A 19,078-nucleotide genomic window follows, 5' to 3' on the forward strand; every position below is an offset into this window, starting at 1 on the left:
CTCCATGCGGGAGAGGAAAATCTCTTTTCGGGTCTGACGGCGCTTAGTGCTGAATTCACTATCGGCGAAGGTGAGTTAATGGCTCATGATGTCCCTCTGGGATGCGCTCCGGATGAATATGATGATCTCATATCAGGAACTTGTTCGCACCTTCCCTAGACTTAACGATGTTAAAATTTTGGTTGTATTAAAATCCTCCTGCGAAAGTGAAATCATCCATGTATTATCTTTATGATAGTCGGTGATATAAATAAAATGAGATGTAAAAGGCGTTGAGTGATTGAACTCTCCTAAGTTCCATCCATACTGTCTCACTGTATTTGAGCTAAGTTCTTTGTCGGTAATGTTCATAATTCATACCTTTCGATAAAGTCTGTAATGATAATTAGCTATCTCAAAGGCCCAGAACAACTCTTGAAATAACCTCACTCGAAGAATTTATCATATTGAACACCCCTACCTAATAACCTTGCCGACTTAATAAATCACAATAGCCCTCCCCTGTCATTTTAAAACGCTACTTGAATTTTTGATAGCTTATAGTTGTTTTACGTTCTTTGTGATACTCATATGTCATCTTCTCTTTCCAGTACCAATCTTGTAAATCCTGCAAGTCTAGCCCATTTTTCTCACGTATGCTTTCGTGTAATTCGCTAAGCGCGAGTTTATCATTAGGTTTATAAATGGCTAATTTTTCTTCAAATAAATCCAGCCAACGTTTCCCCATCTTTCGACGCAAAACAAACACCATCGTGATAATTGTACTGAAATGCACAGCAATTAGTTCCAACTTATGCGATTGCTGACCAGATAAAATTACTATTGTAACAACAGGGATGGCCGTATATAAAGCAATCAAAGCGACCATAAGTTGATATGGTTTTTCCCGTATTACCATGTCCATGGGTAAACCAGAGGACGCTACTGCTTGCCAAAATCTTAAATACCTTCCGATGGACTTAAACCTTTTCCCGTTTTTATGCATAAACCTGTTTTTATTTACTATCATGTTAGACCTCTATTTTTCTGTAATTCTAGAAGAATGTTACCTTAACCCTTAACAGGGATAACACCGCATGTATTATCTCCATAATCAAAGCGCAGGGCCGGTAATAAAAAGTACCATACCATCGATGTGTAGTTCGTTCAGTGCATCCCTGTCCGTGGATAGCTTTCTAATGTTGTCAGGAGTTGCATCAATCGGGTATAAATCTTGCGTCAGTTTGACGAGATTCTTCTCAGTGCAGGTAAGACCGCCTTCAGCGAGAGTGCGCAGGTAATCACTAAACACGACTTCTTTTTCATCAGAGGTAAGTCGCTCGAAGTACCCCATATGTTCGGACGTGAAATTCTCATCTGCAATACTTCTCACTACTGAGATGATATCCGACCTTATGACCAACTCCCGCACCGCAGCATAAAAAATCCTGCCGTAATGTCCTGACACGTTTTCCTTTGCGAGCCACCAGCGCTCATCCGTGGTAACGGGTACTGTGGTCGGGGATGCCAGTAGCAGAACGGGGCTTAAACCGGATCGCGATAACCCTTCAGCAAAAGCTTCTTCAGGAAGACTGCTAACAGGCTTGCCTTGATAACGTGCTTCTACCATCTATGCTTCTCCTTTCTGATGTAGGCATGACTGCCTTCTATTTAAGCAATCAGTAAACCGGATTGAGCTGAGCAACGTTATCCTTCTCCCATCATTGCTTGCCACTTTTACCATAAGCGCCAAACAATTAGCCCCATTATTCCGGTTGTAAACTGAACCTTAACACTAACCAGTATGAATCGGTCATCTGGGGCAAAGTGTCCACCGGGTTGAAGTAGCCAGGTTGTTAGCGGCGGATGGAAAGCCAGTACGAATCCGTAAACTATAAAAGCCAAGCTCAGTAAAAGAAGGAGCATGCGCCCAATACGTTTGAGTTGATAAGATAAACTCGCGCTAGTTTTTCGTGGGGGTACGATATGGTCTTTCAACACTGTCTCCTTGCCAGCAAATGCCGAAGCGCTGGCATAAAGATTAAACAATTTTTATGCCAGTTACTCCGGCGAGATGGGTGATAATCCTCGTTGCCATCATAAAGCCTTATCTCTTTCAAATTTGAGCGATAAGGGGTCTTTGAGCCTGTAATGGCTTTTTGTTTGATGTTTTGATGGCACCTGCCCCCGCGTTTTACCATGACCGAAGTACATAGCGGCTCACACCTTCTGCTGGCTGTTGCCACTCGCTATTCTCCGTTGACGGTCTGAGGCGCGTCGAGCCCCGGGAGATGTTTTTCATCGCCTGCTCAAGAGTGTCCATCCTGTAGGTTTTGATGTTCACCCCTTCTTCAGAAATAGGCCCCAGCAGTTCCGTAACCTCACGCTCACCCTGATAAATATCGACCCACTGTGTAATATTCACCTTATCACCATTCGCATCAATGCCACGTCGGTTAAAGTGGTCAATTTCAAACTCACACACGGTTACCGGTACCAGCCCCTCCGGGCGCGGATACCCGAGTATTTCATCAAAACCAGGTTCCCCTTCATCAGTGACCAGATCAGGCGTCAAATAGAGTTTTCCGTTACGGGAAAAATGCGCAACATGGCAGGACCACTGGTCATTTAACATCGTTGGCATGCTTGTGAACATTCCTGAATACCACCGTCTGGCATTATCAACTGATTTGGTGACGAGGATTTCATCTGGTACTTCCCCGTTGTCCATGGTGTAAAAACTGAGAGACAGAGCGGTATTTCTGCGTGAAAGTAGCTTTTCTTTATTGACCTCTTTATTTTCAAATTTGGACAGGTATTCCTCAAGGAACAGCGCCTGCAACTCGGGTGTCGGCGCTTTCTGATAAAACCAGTCGGCCAGGTCTTTAGTGCCAATATAGATGAGGCTGGCTTTACCTTTTTCGCTCTTGACCGCAACAGGAGCCATTAGGCTTACTTGCTGTACGTACTCACTGGTTTCATTGATACTTTCATAGGCCTCAATCCACTGGCCAAGCAGATTGGTGTAAATCACCGGATCGTTCAGCTTTAAAAACTGCTTAAGAGCCTGAGCGCCACGGGAGCATGTATCAAAATAACGCTGCTTCTCTTCGAAGCTTTTGAAAGCAGTCTTTTTGCCCGACCATGTGGCCACCAGCTGTTCATCTTCGAACAGGGTGTTTTCAGCTGGTAAGAAGTGTTTCATTTTCGCAAAACGTTGATGAGTGACGTTTAAGACATTTCGGGATGTAGCAAGTACCATTCGATGAACCCAGGCATGCCCTTCCATCCGGTTGTCGCATTCAAAATTTGCTGGTGCGGCATATGCAACAAGTTTCCCTGAAGCATTTACCGATAACCTGACCAGCTCATAGCCTTTGCTGCTAATAAAATTACGAACCCCGGGAAGATGTTTGAGCCCCACATCAGCGAGCATATAGAGCTGGTTCAGGAGCTCTTTGGAGCCCTTCTCTGTACTCATGGCAGCTTCCAGCGTCGCCCCCCTGTTATCAGCTCGCCAGGCTACAATGCATCGATCTATCAACTCTGATCTCAGATTAGGCTGGCCAATATTTCCATCGGCCAGAGCCTGGCTCAGCATCTGCCGGTAAGGTTCTTCTGCCTCACGCTCGGCACGAATATAATTTAAAGCCATCTTGAAGAAGCGAATGTAAAACAGGTGATTAGACCTGAATTTACGTCTGTGAATGTACCATTCGAGCTCCTCCGCTTTAATGGTATCCATGCACAGGAAACCCAGTTCAGCATCATTCCTGCTGGACTCCTTAAATAAAGACAAATTCACCTTACAATTGAAATCTCGATCCGTTGAGTATCTGTTTACTGTTGCGTTGACACAGATATCGTCTCCCTGACGGAATGCAATAACCGGCTCATAGTTTTTATGGGTTCTCCCAAGCCATTTATAGCCAGAGTAGCTGTTGTCTTCCTGAACTGCTCCTGGTGCTGTCACTGGGTTCATCAACGAATCCCAGTTGCACATTACCCGGGATCCGGACTGAAGGCATGAGTTTGCCTGTTCAAGATAACTTTGCAGAGACGGCCGTGTCTCAGCCATACCCAAAAGGCCAGAACCGTCTTTGTCGTGCAGAAATTGGAAGTACCGTTCCTGGAACTCAAGGCTCAGAAAACTGTAAGGGGTATTGGTATCATAGAAATCACCAAATAGTTTGAGCCGGTGATCGAGGCCGCAGATAAGGATCAGGAAACGACGGTAGTGAAGTGCCATAAGATCATGCTGCTTCAGTCGGTCGGTATAACTGACGTCCTCAAACTTTATGGTGCTGCCATCAATCCCCTGGAAATGTGCTTCCTGTTCGCTGGCGGAAGGGAATAGCTGCGAAGCCCCAAGATGGCTTTCTACCGAAGAGTAAACCTGATGAATATTTTGACCGTCCCGGACCAGAAGGAATACAACCCGGTTCCTGTCATTGCGGACATGATTTTCCCAGGGATCGCGGTAATCGATATAACGTCGTGTTGTGGCCATACATACGATGGAACGTTCGGACGGAAAAATCTGCTCCACCAGCCCGGGGCTGGTTCGTAAAGTTTCATGAAATTTTTCCATATCAGAGAAGTCGAACCAGCTATCGAGATCGCACCATACGGCCAGCTCTTCATCCACCATCAGCTTTGCCTGAACGACCTGGAGCGGGAGGTGTGATGGAGCGGATTCACCCTTCACGATATTCACTACCTCAACGTCTTTGCCGGTATACAGTTCCAGACTGCCAACGCCATCGTGGATTTTCTTCACATATTCCATGGCTTCTTCTGTAGTGGCCAGACTTGCCGCTGCAACTTCCTCGAAATAGGGCAGCATTCTTTTGCTGGCATTAGCGATTGCCTGCGTTCGTTGTGTGATGATTTTGCTGATGGCTGTGCTGATCTGCCCTTCTTTTAAGGCCGCTTCTCTGATTTGTTCAATGCGGGTATCTGAAATACCAGAGGACAGAGCATTTTGAACTGATCCAATCGCCAGTGAGGTTACCGCCTGCTGCTCTTGTGGGGGCACTAACGCAACGCTAAGGCCCGTCACAGGGTTTTCACGGTCATCTGTACCTAATTGCTCAATCGCAAGGTCACGGAGCCCCTGAGCATCGCTCACGAGGGCTGTAAGCGATGCCTGTAGGCTATTCACTTCTTCCTGAGCTTGTCTGAGTTCAGCATCCCGGATTACCTTATGGTCGGGTTCAAATACAAAACTGGACAGAAAATCCTTAACCAGGAAGCGATGCTCTCGCATTTCTTTGCCACGTTCCCTACGGTTGCCGCTGCTGTCTTCAGTGACAATAGCTACAGTCTGACCGTAAACGCGGGGATGGGCGCGTAGAATCACTGTGTGCAGCTTATCTTCAACGTAACGCAAAGACGTAATGAGCAGCGTATCCCCTGCCACAATACCCTCTTCAGGGATGCTGTCAGTGGACGTCCAGTACTGACCCGCCAGCAAAGAATGAAATCGCTCTAAACGGTCAATGTTATTTTTGCTGACCAGGTCACCCATATACCTTTCCTTCCAGATTCGTATGTTAGGTGAATCATACCAGATTGCACTTACCGTCTAATAACTCAAAAAACACCAACTTCGGCATTCACTAGAAATGAATCCGTCCACTATTATTCATTAATTAAATAGATTCTTAGATATGAATAGCGCATTGCTTTTAAAGCAGGTTTCGCAAAGGGTTAAAAAAGGCTTCTTAAGTGAAGCCTTTAATAATAAATGCTACTTATCTTCAGAGGGATACATTTCCCAGTATTTATTACGTACATTAACAAGGCAATGGTCTGCTGTTTCTGAAGCGCCTTTGTCGCGGTTTACAAAGGCTTCTGCAACTTCATCCAACTTATCCGGTACCGTATTTAATGGTAATGCCTGCTTCAGGTTGGTGGTTACCAGTTCCTTTGCTTTATCATGATTAAGTTCAGTTCGGATGCTTGCATCTTTACAAATATCATCAACCTTACCATCAAGAATAATGTTTGGGATAGGTTCGTTTTCAACTTTATGTGTAGTATTAGCAGAGGAGCCAAAAGCGACTGACATCATCGCACACAGCAGAATATTTTTTAATTTCATAGTTCACTCCATTATGACTATTGATATCTACTTATGAAGTATTAGTTATATCATGTTTGCCGTCAAAACATAGAACCCACTGTTTTGACTTTAAACATATCATGCTACAACGTTTTTTTGCACGTGACTTTAGTAGGCATGATTTATGAGGTTTCAGCAGGACGTCAGATTGTTGTCGATCCAGTATTGATGCAAGCCTACCGTCCATTTCTTCGATAAGGCCGAAAGTAAAAGCGCTAAACCACAGCAGTTACCAGGAGTAAAAATTCGTATGGGATCTGGAGAACCGACTTTAACACTCATAATGAACTCCAGAATGTTGCCATGGCATAGACTATTTCTAAGCCTGACGATATCTGCTTCAGGTTTTTTACCAGCGTCTATCTTTGCCAACATATTCTTCTCGGCTGGAAATGACAGTAATTCTATCGGCATCCCTTCCTGCTTAGCCTTTCGCATTAAAGCGTTACTCATTACTGACGTACCATCTAAGTCCACCAGTACAGGAACTGACTGCTGAACGTTAACAGTTGATTTCAACTTCAGCGTAACCCTGAGTGATGTTTCGATCCCATTCAGAAAGCTCGTACAGGCCGGTAACCATAGACCATGATGCAGCGCCTCGGTTGCTTGTTTAAAAAACCAGTCAATCACGGGGACAGTGCAATGCTCATAATAGTGATTTACCTCGCTGAACCTTGCCATATAAGCATCGTACTCAGCCTGGTCTTCAGGAGATAAAAAATTTGGTGGGAGGAGCATCAGAATCCTTTCATCCTAGCTTGTATACCTTCTTCGTAGGCCAGCTCGCCATTATCGGTAAAAGATGGTTTTTGATGTTTATGATAAAGCTTAATTTTTCGTCAGGCTTGATAGCGTTACCGGAGAGATTTGATCTTTTCTCTTCAACTCGCAATACTGTTTATACATACAGTACAAGAATTCGAGTGTAGCTATGTCTGTTATCCTTGAGCACATTAGCAACAAGCCTTACGAAATGGCACCTTTTTTCAGTGATTTACTAAGCTGTGGAGTGATGAGTCCGTGCGCCGGGCATGAAGATAATGAATTAAATTTGCATGAATATGTAGTCCGCAACCGCCCCTCAACCTTCTTTGTCAGGGCGGCGGGCCTCAGTATGATCAATGCCGGTATCAATGATGGAGCAATACTGGTTGTGGATCGGTCTTTAACAGCACGACACGGCTCTATCGTCGTTGCGCTGGTGGATGGAGAGTTTACGGTAAAGATCTTACACACGTATCCTGAGCTGCTTTTGATGCCTTCTAATCCAGCCTATAAGCCGATACGTGTAAATCCTGAATCCCTTGAGATATGGGGCGTCGTCACCTTTGCACTGAATCAGTTCAGCCATGTACATGCACGTTGATATTAACGGAGCCTATGCGGCATTTGAGTGTGCGATGGATCCCAAGCTGTCAAAAAAGCCGCTCATCATAGCCAGCAATAACGATTCGTCCGTCATTGCAATGAATAAACTGGCTAAAAGCGTTGGTATTAAGCGTGGGACCCCAATTTTTAAGTGCAGGGATTTGATTCAGCAACACCGGATCGAAGTCCGGAGCTCTAACTTTACTTTGTATGAAGACTACTCAAATCGCTTCCATGAAACGCTGGAAAGCTTCGCGCCTCAATCGAGTCGATATAGCATAGATGAAAATTTCATGTTATTGAAAAACATGAACAAGATAATAGATTATGAAGATTACGGCCGGTTGATCAGAAGTACACTTCTTCATAATCTGTCCCTTACCTGTGGTGTGGGTTGTTCAAGCACCAAAACCCTCGCTAAATTATGCACCTATGCGAGCAAACGATGGGCAGCTACAGGCGGGGTTGTAGTTTTGACTGATCAGGCCAGGATCAGGAAGCTCCTGAGCCTGATCAGTACCAGAGAAATATGGGGTATTGGTCGAAAGATTAGTGAACGCCTGTCGGCTTTCGGGATCATCACTGCCGGTGATTTTTATAATAGCGACGTTCGCTTTTTACGTAAAAGCTTTGGCGTTGAAATCGAGCGTACCTGGCGGGAACTGCATGGCGAACCATGTTTCCGGCTGCACGAGTCTCCTCCTGTCAGGCAACAGATTATCGTTTCCAGAAGTTTTGGTCAGCGCCTTAATGAGATAGGCAAGCTACATGAGGCAGTTTCATTTTTTACCGCCCGGGCGGCAGAGCAGCTGCGCAAGGATGGCTCGTGGACCCGTCAAATCACAGTCTTCATTCAGAGTAGCAATTATGCGCAAGGTGAAAACCGCTACAGCAATTGTGGTATCGAGCCGCTTACCGCTACACAGGACACCCGCGATCTGGTTGATGCAGCCATGACCATCCTGAACCGCATTTACAGACCCGGGATAGCGTATGCGAAAGCAGGGGTAATGCTCTCCGCTATGACTGACGGCACAGAGCAACTCAGCCTGTTTGATACTCGCCCGGCCAGGCCTGGCAGTCAGGCACTGATGAAAGTTATGGACCGGTTCAATAAAGAAAAGCGCGGAGCTCTGTTTTTACTGGGGGAAGGCATTCAACAGGATTTTCGTATGAAGCAGGCCATGCTATCACCGAGATATACGACCCGCTGGGATGAATTACTCGTTGTAAAAGCGTAGCGGCCATGACCGGCATGGCCGTACTCATCAAATGTGAAAGTAACTTTAGGCCCCGCGAGCTTTTTCGATTGCGCCCTGCAAAGTTGCTGCGTCCATAGCCCCGGGGATAAATGTGGTAGTCGCCGCATTCGGCTTTTTCATATTCATAATGATGAAACCGGGTGTGCCGGTGATCCCGAGCGCTTCGCCCAGCTGCATATTGCCGGAGATCACGTTTTCATACCGGTTTTTTTCCCTGTCAGAAAACGTGCTGTTAAACCCTGACTTTTCCACCACAGTATTAAAGTCAGTGAGTTCGAATTTGCGTTGAGAGGTCATGAAGGTATGAGCCACAGCCATCAGGTTGTTGTGGTACTTACGATAGGCTTCAGCACCGAAATTCTGATAGACGTGCAGACCCGTAGCGGCCCCCATGGCAGATACAGGTTTTGAACCGGCAAAAATCGGGAATTCTTTAAAGAAGAATTTTACATCTTTGCTCTGATTCATTACCGATTCAACAACAGGTGTAACCCGCATGCAGTAAATACACTGATAGTCGAAGAACTCGATTACCGCGACGTCGGCGTCATCAGGGCCGATGTTTGGCGTCTCCTTGGTATCCAGCAGAGCTGGCGCATATGGAATTATTCGTTCCACTGAGGCACTCACGTTCTGATTTTCCAGCGCCTTACCTGCTTCCACTAAATAATGGGGATTTTTTACCAGGTAAGTAGCGGCAATTTTGCCAATTTCTTCCTCACTGAGCACCTTCGGTTTAAAATAAGTTGCCGTGATTAACGCCGAGGCAGCGGTAGCAATAACCGCAGAAATTAAAATCGTGGCCATCGGTTTTAAATAAAATTCTTTAGACATAGCTACCTTTATGCTTTTCAGCCTGTTAGTTATTAACCTGCGATGGATTATACTGGCCCGGTAAATCGGAATTATTCGTGAAACAATGCTTTTTGGAGATTAAAGGATGATTAGGCAGGGCTTTATACTCACAACCGCAATGCTTTTGAGTGGATGCGGATATCATTTCGCAAACCAGGTAGATGCGTACGATCTAATGCCTCGTCCTGTTACAAATAAAAGGTTTCAGATAGTCCCTCCGGACGAAAGTATTCAGTCCAGAATGTTTTCAGGCCGTTTTGCTGATGGATTAGCAAAAAAAGGAGTCATTATTTCCACTCACCAGCCAGATTATGTGCTCAGGTTCCGAATCAGCAGCTCACAGGAGAACATGCAGTATAGCGAGCAGCTTCTTACTGGGGTGACAGGCTACGTTGTAGATAAAAAGACAACGAGAACTGACAAGCATGGCGAATTGCATACTGACTATGACTACAAGCCAGTCGATGGGGTAATAGGCACTGAGACGATGTCGCAGATGCACTATATGCGACAGCTGGATGTCGAGGTATACCCGTCAGCGAAAGGAGCAAAGCAGGTTCTGAAAGTGAGTATGCAAAGCAATGCACCTGTGCCGTCAGACAGCATTGCTTATTCAGCAATGATCGACGCCTTTACTGATAAATTTGATGCGCCGCTGCGTTCCGGAAATTATGTTGCAGTGATCCCCTGGAACTGAAAGCAGACGGCGGGAAGAGAATGTTCAAAAGTGACTTTTGGACACGCACATTAACGTGGCTATCGCCCTCCCCCATTAAAATCATAAAGTCGGTAAAGATCGCCCATCGTGATGGAATTGGGCTTATTAATGAACAGATACTGTAACTGTTCTTTATGTTGAGTACTGGCAGCTGCATTCATAAGCACTTCCAGGTAGAACTTGTAGCCTATGCTTCGCTCTGAATACATATACTGGAACTGCATCAGTAAAATGCCTGACATAACATACAACAGCAGCAGACTGAGTAATACAGTGCTATCAGGCTGTTCCAGTGCCATACTGACATACCCTGAACCCAGAATGCACAGAAGCCACCCCGTCATTAGAGCAGGCACCCTACGACTCAGACGTTTATAACAACGTTTTATTACGGGATCCCGGAGATACTTTTTGTCAGGTATCCCCGTTGCTCTGATGACGAAGCTACTGAGTATCGACATCTTTTTTCCTTCTGGACGCTCTCAGTCAATAAATCAGGCCAGGCGCTCATTGAAAGCTACCACGAGCTGCGAATCGGGATTTTTTACCAGTTCGGGCCGGATAACTTTTAGTTGCCTCGTTGGGGCGAGCTCATCTGTAGGCCTGATGGTGGTATTACCCGGCCCCTTGCGGGTACTGTCGGTGTTTACCTTGAGCTTTTTATTTCCCAGGTAGCTTTCCATCTTTTTAGAGATGGTGTCACCTGTGGTCGCAACACCAGAGAGTTCCTTTAGATGTTCACCTTTATCCATTTGTACCGATGACATCAGAAATCCGATTCCGGGATCGTTTTCCGTTCCACAGGCTCCGTACTGACATTGTGCAGCGAAAACGGGCTGTACACCTACAGCAACCAGCATTAACGTACTCAGTAAAGTAGATTTCATACACACCTCTTACAGTCGGAAAAGTTACTTTTGCGCAGCGCCCATTTGGGTCACCAGGTTTTCCGGGCTCAGCCACCCCGTAAATAACTGCGGTTTGCCGCTTAGTGTCACCATGGTAGGAGTACCTTGCAGCGGGATTGTTGAGGCCACCTGGAAATGCGATTTGATAATGTTTAAGCAAGCCTCATCAGGACGTCCTTCCGGGATAGTTGAAACCGGATTCATCGCTGCATCCAGAGCTTCGTTTGGCTTTGCTGAACACCAGATTTTGGCCATGTTCCCGGCTACTACCGAGTTCAGTCCTGCACGTGGGAATGCAAGAAACTTAATCGAAATACCGGCATCAAGATAAGACTTCAGATCATGATGCAGTTTTTGGCAGTATCCACAGGTTATATCGGTAAAGATAGCAAGCCGGTATTTTTCGTTTGGTGATTTGTAGTCGATGGATTTTGTTTTGGATGCGAATTCCCGGACGCCCATTAAAATGGCCTGCTCAGTGGTGTTTACCACATCTTTACCTTTCACGTGGAATAAGCTTCCGGTAAAAATGTAATCTCCGTCTTTGCTCACGTAACTTACCCCCTCCCTGGAAATCACCGTAAAAATATCTTTTACTGGCGAGGGTTCGACGTGCTCGATTGAAAGCCCAATGGCTTTGAGCTTATCCCGGGCTGCATCTGGCAGTACCATTGTATTAACCGGCTCGGCATTCATCGTGAAGGCGGTACTTAATGAAAGAAGTAATACCGATGCCTTAATAATTTTTTTCATTTCCGCTCCTTAAATCGAGCACTAATATTATCACGCCCCAAAATTCCAGAATTTTGCTTAAACGCTTAAATCAACGGGTAAAGCCGAAAGAAAGTCGATAGATATATGGGAGAATAGATAAAACGTAGATTCAGTGGAGAAATCGTTGTGTTTACACCACCAGCAGATGATGTGAAACCTATTCCCGTTCCTGATGAGATTTACACTCAGTGCATTACGGATGCCGCCCGCTACTTCGGAATTGATGCTGAACTGGTTTTTACGTTGTTTGACAATGAAGGCGGTAAGGTTGGTACTTTCAGCAGGAATACTAACGGCACTTATGATATTGGCCCAATGCAGATCAACTCATCCAATCTACCTGAAATAAAAAAGCATTTCCCGACGGTAACGTGGCGGGTTCTGGCTTACGATGCTTGCGCAAGTTTCTGGGTTGGAACATGGTGGCTCTATAGAAAAATTGTTGATCGCAAGGGCAATGTGTTTGAAGGGATTGCAGATTACAACAGCAAAACCCCAAAGGTACGTGCAAAGTACATATTTAACTTCATGGTAAAGTACAATCGCCGGATCCAGCAGCGTAACGGGATGGGTGAGCTTTATCAATGGACCCAGCAACCTCCTCGATACAATGGCCATATAGCTAAAAATGTCCCGGAGCAAAACCCGACTCCTGTTGTTAAATAAATACAACCCGATATTACAGAAGATCATCGAGTGGCTTGGGTAAACCACCACAAATATTTCACACTGACTCAGGAGTAATATATTGTCTTCTTCTGCAAGAAATTTATTTAAGATTCTCTCTTCTTTCTTGATCCAGAAAAACCCTCATCATGAAGAAGTATGTGTTCATGAAGAAACAACAGCTGGTTTATGGGCCCCTCTCCCTGATTCGCATGTCGTGCTTTTCTTAGATTTCGATGGGGTTTGCCACAGGTGTAAAAATGAAACCTTTGAGCGAATGCCACTGTTAGAGAAATTGCTGGATAACTGCCCTGCCATGGTGATTGTTATCTCCAGCTCATGGCGTGAGTGCGCTAATACAAGTTATCTGAAATCTCTGTTCCGGGTGCCTTATAGAGACAAAATCATAGGTGCAACCGGTTCGGTATATTTAAAACACGGACAGACTGGTGTGCGGGCTGCCGAGTGTGAGGACTTTGTCTTTTCACATCGAGTTAAAGCATTTATCTGCCTTGATGACGACGAATCATTATTTCCGGCCGGTTATCCGCATTTGCACAAAACCGATTATTACACGGGCCTCACCGAATCTGACCTTGCAGCTCTTAACGCAAGGTACCATCAGCTCATGGGACGCTGATGAACAAAGTAACTTTCCTTTTACCCTGTCACTGCTGATCTCGTACGCCCATCCACTTTAGGATTGATTGTTTTATACCATACGCAATAATGTCTCATATGAATTCGACAAGAAAGGGACATTATGCTGCATCACTGTCAGGCTAAGTCACTGGATGACATATACCTTGAGGATATTCCCCACATCATACATCCGGCCACGGCGGTACATGACCTCGAAGATACCGCCCTGCCAAACCGGATTATTCAGGAATGGAATTTACCGCAGGGATATACACAGTTTGTCAGCCGGTATCACCAGTTCCACCATCAACGCCCCTGGCTCGCTTACCGCGATACGCTTGACGACATCAGATACGGTAAGATCGTTCTGCTTAGAAAAGACATAACCGGCAATGCCGGGCCGGGGGTTATATCAAATGGCAACCTACGCAATGACCTGCCCCTGTCCCTCTTTACCCGTCTGCGCGATATCATCTCTCGTCAGTTGAAACGCCCGGGGTATTACGTTCGATCAACGACACCAGCACAGCACGCCCAATCAACAAAAACCATTAATTCCAAAGCGGCTGGTCGTCTTCTCGCAGCTGGCGGGCTTTATAATGGAAATGTGGAGGGATTTCGACATACGGCTGAACAACTTGGCGGCGAAGCTGTTGAAGGCTATGACCAGGTATTGAACGAAACAACTTCAGGTATGCTGGTTGCAGCGGCTTCACTTCTGGTTATCCGAAATCCAAGGTCTGCGGATGAATTGACAAGTTATCTCGGCAAGTACAAAAAAGCACACGTTTTGCTCGATGATATGAATGTTAGCGAATTGAACTACATGCGCCGAGACAGAGCTGAATATTTAGCTCTCCGTGGACAATTCAACAATACTGTACGCCCTAACTTCCTTAAATCACTTTCAGACCACCCAGATGCCCTGGCTACGTTTGAACCTAACGATTTGATGAAACTTGCAACAGGCAAGGTCCCCTCTGGGTGGCAGGTTCACCACAAGATCCCTCTTGATGATGGTGGCACAAACGCTATAGACAACCTGGTACTTATTCAGAATTCACCATACCATTCAGCACTGTCGAAAGCACAATCCATCATTACGAAGGATCTACCGTATAATTCAAGCACCAAAGTTCTATGGCCATCGCCGAACGGTGTTATCTACCCGGTAGGAAAGTAAGAGGCGCTCATGAAAGATTTAACTCAACTACTCAGCAGCTTAAAGAGGTTGATGGTTGCAGATCACTACCCTTTAGCCAGCCCGGTAGCCCCGGAAGTCTTGAAAGACTTAATCTGCAATCCGCCTCCAGTGGAGTGGGCAGATCACAAAAAGAGCGCCTATATAGATATACAGAAACTCATTAAAACCAGGCTTGATTATGCCCAAGTGTTTAATGCTATGGATGGTTTTGAGTACAACGGACTTACGTTTTATAACCTTGTTCAGGCAGAGAACGAAAATCTATTGTGGTCAAATATTTACATACGCAACTTTGAAGCACGAGACAATGAAATCTACGTTGACCCAAATCTCACTGATAAGGTGTTAATCGGAGAAGATGGCATGTCACTTTTCGCTTATAGTTTTGCAGACGACTGCTTTCAGATAAGAGACAAAGCATCTACTGATTATGTTATTGAATCTCATACAGAGTTTGATAGATTTTTGTCTTCACTGATTCAAACCGTCAGTTGAATGTTCCGCAAGAGCGGTACTTCTGAAAAAAAGGCCGCAAACACATACTTTGCGGCCTTAATTGTTTAGCAGTAATTTACAATCTATTGATAGTCATTTCAGGAGGTTATATTCAACCTCCCTTATTTTTTATTTTCATTAAGCCACTGATCCGCTTTATCGACACGTGACTGGTAAGGCTCATTTGTGTTGCTCAGCTCTGACTTCATGTACTGAATGAATTCATCTGCTTTCTGAGGCCCAAAGCGTGGGTCATCCGTCAATTGCTGCCGGATAGCCCTTTCAGAGTTCTGCGCTGCATTCGCATAAGTCGAAACGCCGTCGCTGCTAATACTCTGATACCGGTCACTTACAGCTGCGACGCCATCAGACATCTGCATGTGATTAAGGACTTTACCCTGGAGAGAATCAGGCATATTTGCAGGGTTAGAGGCATCATTTGCTATCGATGTCTGGGTTTGAAGGATGCCCGCTCCCGTAAGCATCTCATTTACCGGTTTCGCCCCAACGCTGGTTAGCGTATCCGAAACAAATTGCTGGCCCCCGAGTAGCGCACCAGAAATCGCGCCCCGCTCAGTGTTGGCCTCTATCTTTTCCCCAACCAAGCGATCTGTGACGGTCTGAGTGCGGTTACCAACGAGACCACCGCCCGACCCACCTTCTCCCAGGTTTGCCCGTACGACTGACTCAAGTGAACCATCAGCTCTGTTATGAGTGTTGAAACTGCTATGGATGCTCTTAACGTCATTCATACTCCAGTTAACGTTATAGTTACCCAGTTCATTAAGGATCTTCTGGGTATCCGCTTTGAGCTGCTCTCTTTCGGCACCGGTAGCCATGGTGCTGGCACCATAGGTAAAGACAGCTTGCTGTGCCAATTCAGCTCGCTTATCGTCCCGGCTTAAGTTCGGGTTGTTGGCAACACGACTAAAGTAGTTATCAGTGTTATTAGATAAGCCACGAACTTGCCCGCTCTGATACATACTGTTCAAAGCAGTGGCTCGTTGATCCATTCCATCACCAACCACCCGACCTCCAACCTTTTCCAGATCGTTAAATGTGCCTTCTGCATTTCTGACATCCTGACCCGAATTGACGACTTTCTCTACACCCTGATTATTCAGTACAGGTCCATTCTTTTCGAGAGAATTAAGCACATTCCTTTCTTCATCAGAATAAGTGCGGCCCACGTTGTTGTTATGTATTCCCTGAATATCGCCTTTGCCCGCGTTATCAAGGTTATACGGAGTAAAGCCAGCTTCACTTTTTCCAGGGACATGCTGTGTCGCGTCCTGAGCGTTGGAGGAAAGACCGAGTTTAGCCTGCGAATCTACACTTCCACCCAGTTCCCCTACGCGTGACGCACTCATCACGCCAGACGTATTTACGCTGTCAGGAGTTCTATCCTGTGCCTGAGTGATAGTATTAATTCCTGACCCGTCACCTGAAATTCTGTCGAGCTGATTGGTGATAGGTAGCAGCTGCTGTGCATTACCACCGAAGTCGGAAACCAGACTTTTAAGCAGGCTGGAGGTTTCACGGAGATCCTGTTTATTACTTTCGGCCGTCTCTCCCCGGGCGGTATCAATCGCAATTTTTTGCTCACTGAAATCTCGGGTTGCAGCCACAAGCGCGTCAGTACGTTGAAGCTGCGATCCAAGCTGATTACTGGCCTTGAAGGTATCGTTATAGGAGTTGAATTTCTCCATAAACGCATTCTCATCCAGCCCATTCTTACGAGCAAAATTCCTTACATCATCATCACTGAAGTTTTTGTTGCGAATAGAATCGGAGAACCTGTCCAGGTTAATGCTTTGTTTAGAATCAAGGCTCATTCCACTATTGGAGCTTGCGTTAGTCGAAACCGATGTAGAAATATTTTGCGCCATCGTCTGTGTCGCCTGGTTCATTTTCGACGATGCTTCTTTAAACGCATTAGTATTGGATATCTGATCGCTGCTTACCTGAGACGCCGCTTTACTGAACTGGTCAGTTAACGCAGAATCCTGGCTAAGCTGATTCGTGATTGCTTTTGAAAGGTCATTTGAAAGCGAGTCACTGCCTGTATTGGTCTTAGATGCACCGCTACTCAATTGCCCTGCTACAGCCGCTTTCAGCCCGGCTCCATTGCCAGTTCCAACACCTCCATTAAGCCCAGCGTTGAGAATAACATTTGAAGCAATGCTGGCCATCTGAGACGCACTCACCCCATGTTTCGTTGCAATACCTTCTGCTACAGAGGCACCAATCTTATCCGAGATCTGCTTCATTGTTTGCAGGTTGGTTGAGAACTGCTGGCTCGACTGTCCTGACCTTCCAATTTCGCTCATCTGACTGTAACCAGCCTGGAATGAATTACTTGCCGCACTCATAACTGATGAGGTTACAGCTGATCCTTGTCCCTGGCTGTTAGCGATACTTGAACCAGCATTCCACATTCCAAGACGGAAATTACTTGAATCAACTGCGCCGCCATCGCTGTATCCCTGACCGGTACTGGTTAAGGCGGTTCGTGTCACGTCACCAAATGAAGATTTACCGCTGTTAGGGCCATCCCATACTTTGGGCGTTACATGACCAGTATCCACCGGCGCATCGGGGGTCACTCCCTTAACCGCATTCATCATCGGGTGAATCGACTGTGTCATCAGGAATAATGTGAGTACCGGAATCAGAGCATAGAGGGCGGAAGCAACAGACAGGTATGAACTGTATGTTTCCGCAAGCCCTGGGAGTCCCATCCACGTGACGGCATTATTCTGGCTGTTGAGGGTGCTCCAGGTATCCAAGTCGGCCGTCGCGACTTTCTTCACATACGCGTTGACCATTACTGCCGTAAGCGGCCACATATTCACGAAGAGGATAAGTTGCAAATATTTCGCCGCAGCGGCAACACCATTACCACCTAACGCCAGCAGCATAAGCAAAGCAAATGGAGCAACCATATAAGCAAACATTTCAAGGAATGCGATTGCTGCTCCCGACAGTTGTAACCACAACTGGCCCTGTGAAGCCATTGTGTTGGTTCGCTTCAGAGAAGCCTCAAACAACTGCATATCGGAAGCCAGACCGAGTGGGGTCTTATATTTGCTTGCGCCATTTCTGAGCTCATTCATAATGAACAGGTTCAGGGTGGCGTCATACGAACCAATAGCCTTACCGTACATACCATTTGCTGACGCCATAACATCAGTAAAGCTTGCGCCGGTAGGTGCACCATTTGCTTCGTCTGGAGTAAGGATGCCGTTTGTCTGTCCTATAAGGGAAATAGTCTGGCGAGCTTCAGCTGTACTGGTAACCTGTTTCACAGTTGACCAGACCTCATCACACGTACCAGATTTTGAACCGTTAGCGCCAACAATACTGGCAGAGGCATTCTTCAGTGCGCCTTTCATCGCCTGATTAATCCGGTCCATGCTATCTGCCAGATTAGCTGAGAAAATATCGTTAAAAATAGTTTCTTTACCGGCAATATTTGCGCTTGAGTTTTGGGTAGCCTTCAGGCAGTTGTATGCAAGAGACTGAACGGTAGCACATACGTTCATTGGCCCTAGCCCGCTGGCCGGTTCAGGAAATGCGGAACAGTAGCCCTGGCTATCGCCGCCCCATTGCAAAAACTTCACGAATCGGATCATCGGACCGAGGGTGATGTCATCGTCCAGAGTTGTTGCAGACAGGTCCACCGGAGAAAGCGGATCAAACGCTGTTTTATAATCCTTCAGCAAACCCTGGCTTAAGTTAGTGGTGACGGTTGCCATCGCAGCAATAAAAATTGGAATTCCGTCGACGTTTCTGACCTCTCCCGACTTTACAGATTCAATAGTTACATCCACTCGAACCATTGCCATCATGAAAAGGATCAACCCCAAAAACCAGGAGAAAAACGGTAATTCATTTTTGGTCGGAGCCTGAAGCCATAGCCACGTTTTATAGAATAGGCTCACACCTGCTACAACGGCGGCCGTGGTCAGGAACTCTTTTACACCAGTATATTGAGAAAAGATCAGGGCAATACCGGTAAAAGCCGACCAGACAAAATCAATATCACCCAGGGTATATATGTTGTAATCCATGTCA

Annotated in this window: 17 protein-coding genes and 1 pseudogene; 7 read left to right on the forward strand and 11 right to left on the reverse strand. The window is 46.0% G+C overall.

The window, feature by feature from the left end:
* From QMN38_RS23685 to QMN38_RS23710, 6 genes and pseudogenes are all read right to left on the reverse strand, one after another.
* Positions 1–75, reverse strand: a pseudogene (locus QMN38_RS23685) (hypothetical protein); the annotation flags it as partial.
* A gap of 442 nt (positions 76–517) precedes the next feature.
* Positions 518–1,009, reverse strand: a complete 492-nt coding sequence (locus QMN38_RS23690; protein WP_000636790.1) for a hypothetical protein — start codon at positions 1,007–1,009, stop codon at positions 518–520.
* 84 nt (positions 1,010–1,093) lie between these two features.
* Complete coding sequence (locus QMN38_RS23695; protein ID WP_000228894.1) at positions 1,094–1,609, reverse strand: hypothetical protein; 516 nt, start codon at positions 1,607–1,609, stop codon at positions 1,094–1,096.
* A 564-nt stretch (positions 1,610–2,173) separates the two neighbouring features.
* Complete coding sequence (locus QMN38_RS23700; protein WP_000502666.1) at positions 2,174–5,509, reverse strand: hypothetical protein; 3,336 nt, start codon at positions 5,507–5,509, stop codon at positions 2,174–2,176.
* A 222-nt stretch (positions 5,510–5,731) separates the two neighbouring features.
* Complete coding sequence (locus QMN38_RS23705; RefSeq protein WP_000769182.1) at positions 5,732–6,085, reverse strand: hypothetical protein; 354 nt, start codon at positions 6,083–6,085, stop codon at positions 5,732–5,734.
* 153 nt (positions 6,086–6,238) lie between these two features.
* Entirely contained in the window at positions 6,239–6,847 is a 609-nt protein-coding gene (locus QMN38_RS23710; RefSeq protein ID WP_000926374.1) for a hypothetical protein, read from the reverse strand.
* Positions 6,848–7,040: 193 nt separating this feature from the next.
* Here QMN38_RS23710 and umuD point away from each other — a divergent pair, with 193 nt between their 5' ends.
* A complete protein-coding gene (umuD, locus tag QMN38_RS23715) occupies positions 7,041–7,475 on the forward strand; it encodes a translesion error-prone DNA polymerase V autoproteolytic subunit (protein WP_000111290.1) in 435 nt (144 codons plus the stop codon).
* On the forward strand, positions 7,465–8,718 hold the full coding sequence (gene umuC, locus QMN38_RS23720) for a translesion error-prone DNA polymerase V subunit UmuC (RefSeq protein WP_001371894.1): 1,254 nt from the start codon (positions 7,465–7,467) through the stop codon (positions 8,716–8,718). The genes umuD and umuC overlap by 11 nt, the downstream gene beginning before the upstream one ends.
* 45 nt (positions 8,719–8,763) lie before the next feature.
* Here the strand turns inward: umuC and QMN38_RS23725 are convergent, their stop codons facing one another.
* Positions 8,764–9,573: a DsbA family protein gene (locus QMN38_RS23725; protein ID WP_000031378.1), complete on the reverse strand. Its 810-nt coding sequence runs from the start codon at positions 9,571–9,573 to the stop codon at positions 8,764–8,766.
* 262 nt (positions 9,574–9,835) lie between these two features.
* Between QMN38_RS23725 and QMN38_RS23730 the strand changes: the two genes are divergently transcribed.
* Positions 9,836–10,291, forward strand: a complete 456-nt coding sequence (locus tag QMN38_RS23730) for a hypothetical protein (RefSeq protein WP_223230168.1) — start codon at positions 9,836–9,838, stop codon at positions 10,289–10,291.
* 59 nt (positions 10,292–10,350) lie between these two features.
* Here QMN38_RS23730 and QMN38_RS23735 read toward each other — a convergent pair whose 3' ends face one another.
* The 3 genes from QMN38_RS23735 to QMN38_RS23745 all read right to left on the reverse strand — a co-directional run bounded on the left by QMN38_RS23735 (position 10,351) and on the right by QMN38_RS23745 (position 11,973).
* Positions 10,351–10,611: a hypothetical protein gene (locus tag QMN38_RS23735; RefSeq protein WP_001439466.1), complete on the reverse strand. Its 261-nt coding sequence runs from the start codon at positions 10,609–10,611 to the stop codon at positions 10,351–10,353.
* A 195-nt stretch (positions 10,612–10,806) separates the two neighbouring features.
* Positions 10,807–11,199 carry a hypothetical protein gene (locus QMN38_RS23740; protein WP_000843243.1) on the reverse strand — a complete coding sequence of 131 codons (393 nt, stop codon included), beginning with the start codon at positions 11,197–11,199 and terminating at the stop codon, positions 10,807–10,809.
* Positions 11,200–11,223: 24 nt separating this feature from the next.
* Positions 11,224–11,973 (reverse strand): thioredoxin fold domain-containing protein, encoded by a 750-nt coding sequence (locus QMN38_RS23745; protein ID WP_000720274.1) that lies wholly within the window; start codon positions 11,971–11,973, stop codon positions 11,224–11,226.
* A 147-nt stretch (positions 11,974–12,120) separates the two neighbouring features.
* Between QMN38_RS23745 and QMN38_RS23750 the strand changes: the two genes are divergently transcribed.
* The 4 genes from QMN38_RS23750 to QMN38_RS23765 all read left to right on the forward strand — a co-directional run bounded on the left by QMN38_RS23750 (position 12,121) and on the right by QMN38_RS23765 (position 15,001).
* A complete protein-coding gene (locus QMN38_RS23750; protein ID WP_000494968.1) occupies positions 12,121–12,660 on the forward strand; it encodes a lytic transglycosylase domain-containing protein in 540 nt (179 codons plus the stop codon).
* A gap of 82 nt (positions 12,661–12,742) precedes the next feature.
* On the forward strand, positions 12,743–13,300 hold the full coding sequence (locus tag QMN38_RS23755) for an HAD domain-containing protein (protein WP_001371950.1): 558 nt from the start codon (positions 12,743–12,745) through the stop codon (positions 13,298–13,300).
* 123 nt (positions 13,301–13,423) lie between these two features.
* Positions 13,424–14,485, forward strand: a complete 1,062-nt coding sequence (locus tag QMN38_RS23760) for an HNH endonuclease signature motif containing protein (RefSeq protein WP_000902297.1) — start codon at positions 13,424–13,426, stop codon at positions 14,483–14,485.
* Between the two features lie 9 nt (positions 14,486–14,494).
* On the forward strand, positions 14,495–15,001 hold the full coding sequence (locus QMN38_RS23765) for a YrhA family protein (RefSeq protein ID WP_000654195.1): 507 nt from the start codon (positions 14,495–14,497) through the stop codon (positions 14,999–15,001).
* Positions 15,002–15,123: 122 nt separating this feature from the next.
* On the opposite strand, the gene QMN38_RS23770 is transcribed toward QMN38_RS23765, so the two are convergent.
* Positions 15,124–19,074, reverse strand: a complete 3,951-nt coding sequence (locus tag QMN38_RS23770; protein ID WP_000386160.1) for a conjugal transfer protein TraG N-terminal domain-containing protein — start codon at positions 19,072–19,074, stop codon at positions 15,124–15,126.
* Between the last annotated feature and the right edge of the window lie 4 nt (positions 19,075–19,078).

It is taken from the genome of Citrobacter sp. R-1.5.2 (genome assembly GCF_035064245.1).
Lineage (GTDB): Bacteria > Pseudomonadota > Gammaproteobacteria > Enterobacterales > Enterobacteriaceae > Citrobacter.

Excerpts from the sequence above, each read along its gene's own strand:
- QMN38_RS23730 (WP_223230168.1), top strand. The coding sequence starts at position 9,836 with ATGTTTTCAGGCCGTTTTGCTGATGGATTAGCAAAAAAAGGAGTCATT.
- QMN38_RS23740 (WP_000843243.1), bottom strand. The coding sequence starts at position 11,199 with ATGAAATCTACTTTACTGAGTACGTTAATGCTGGTTGCTGTAGGTGTA.
- QMN38_RS23705 (WP_000769182.1), bottom strand. The coding sequence starts at position 6,085 with ATGAAATTAAAAAATATTCTGCTGTGTGCGATGATGTCAGTCGCTTTT.
- QMN38_RS23695 (WP_000228894.1), bottom strand. The coding sequence starts at position 1,609 with ATGGTAGAAGCACGTTATCAAGGCAAGCCTGTTAGCAGTCTTCCTGAA.
- QMN38_RS23700 (WP_000502666.1), bottom strand. The coding sequence starts at position 5,509 with ATGGGTGACCTGGTCAGCAAAAATAACATTGACCGTTTAGAGCGATTT.
- QMN38_RS23735 (WP_001439466.1), bottom strand. The coding sequence starts at position 10,611 with ATGGCACTGGAACAGCCTGATAGCACTGTATTACTCAGTCTGCTGCTG.
- umuC (WP_001371894.1), top strand. The coding sequence starts at position 7,465 with ATGCACGTTGATATTAACGGAGCCTATGCGGCATTTGAGTGTGCGATG.
- QMN38_RS23725 (WP_000031378.1), bottom strand. The coding sequence starts at position 9,573 with ATGTCTAAAGAATTTTATTTAAAACCGATGGCCACGATTTTAATTTCT.
- QMN38_RS23770 (WP_000386160.1), bottom strand. The coding sequence starts at position 19,074 with ATGGATTACAACATATATACCCTGGGTGATATTGATTTTGTCTGGTCG.
- QMN38_RS23760 (WP_000902297.1), top strand. The coding sequence starts at position 13,424 with ATGCTGCATCACTGTCAGGCTAAGTCACTGGATGACATATACCTTGAG.
- QMN38_RS23765 (WP_000654195.1), top strand. The coding sequence starts at position 14,495 with ATGAAAGATTTAACTCAACTACTCAGCAGCTTAAAGAGGTTGATGGTT.
- umuD (WP_000111290.1), top strand. The coding sequence starts at position 7,041 with ATGTCTGTTATCCTTGAGCACATTAGCAACAAGCCTTACGAAATGGCA.
- QMN38_RS23690 (WP_000636790.1), bottom strand. The coding sequence starts at position 1,009 with ATGATAGTAAATAAAAACAGGTTTATGCATAAAAACGGGAAAAGGTTT.
- QMN38_RS23745 (WP_000720274.1), bottom strand. The coding sequence starts at position 11,973 with ATGAAAAAAATTATTAAGGCATCGGTATTACTTCTTTCATTAAGTACC.
- QMN38_RS23710 (WP_000926374.1), bottom strand. The coding sequence starts at position 6,847 with ATGCTCCTCCCACCAAATTTTTTATCTCCTGAAGACCAGGCTGAGTAC.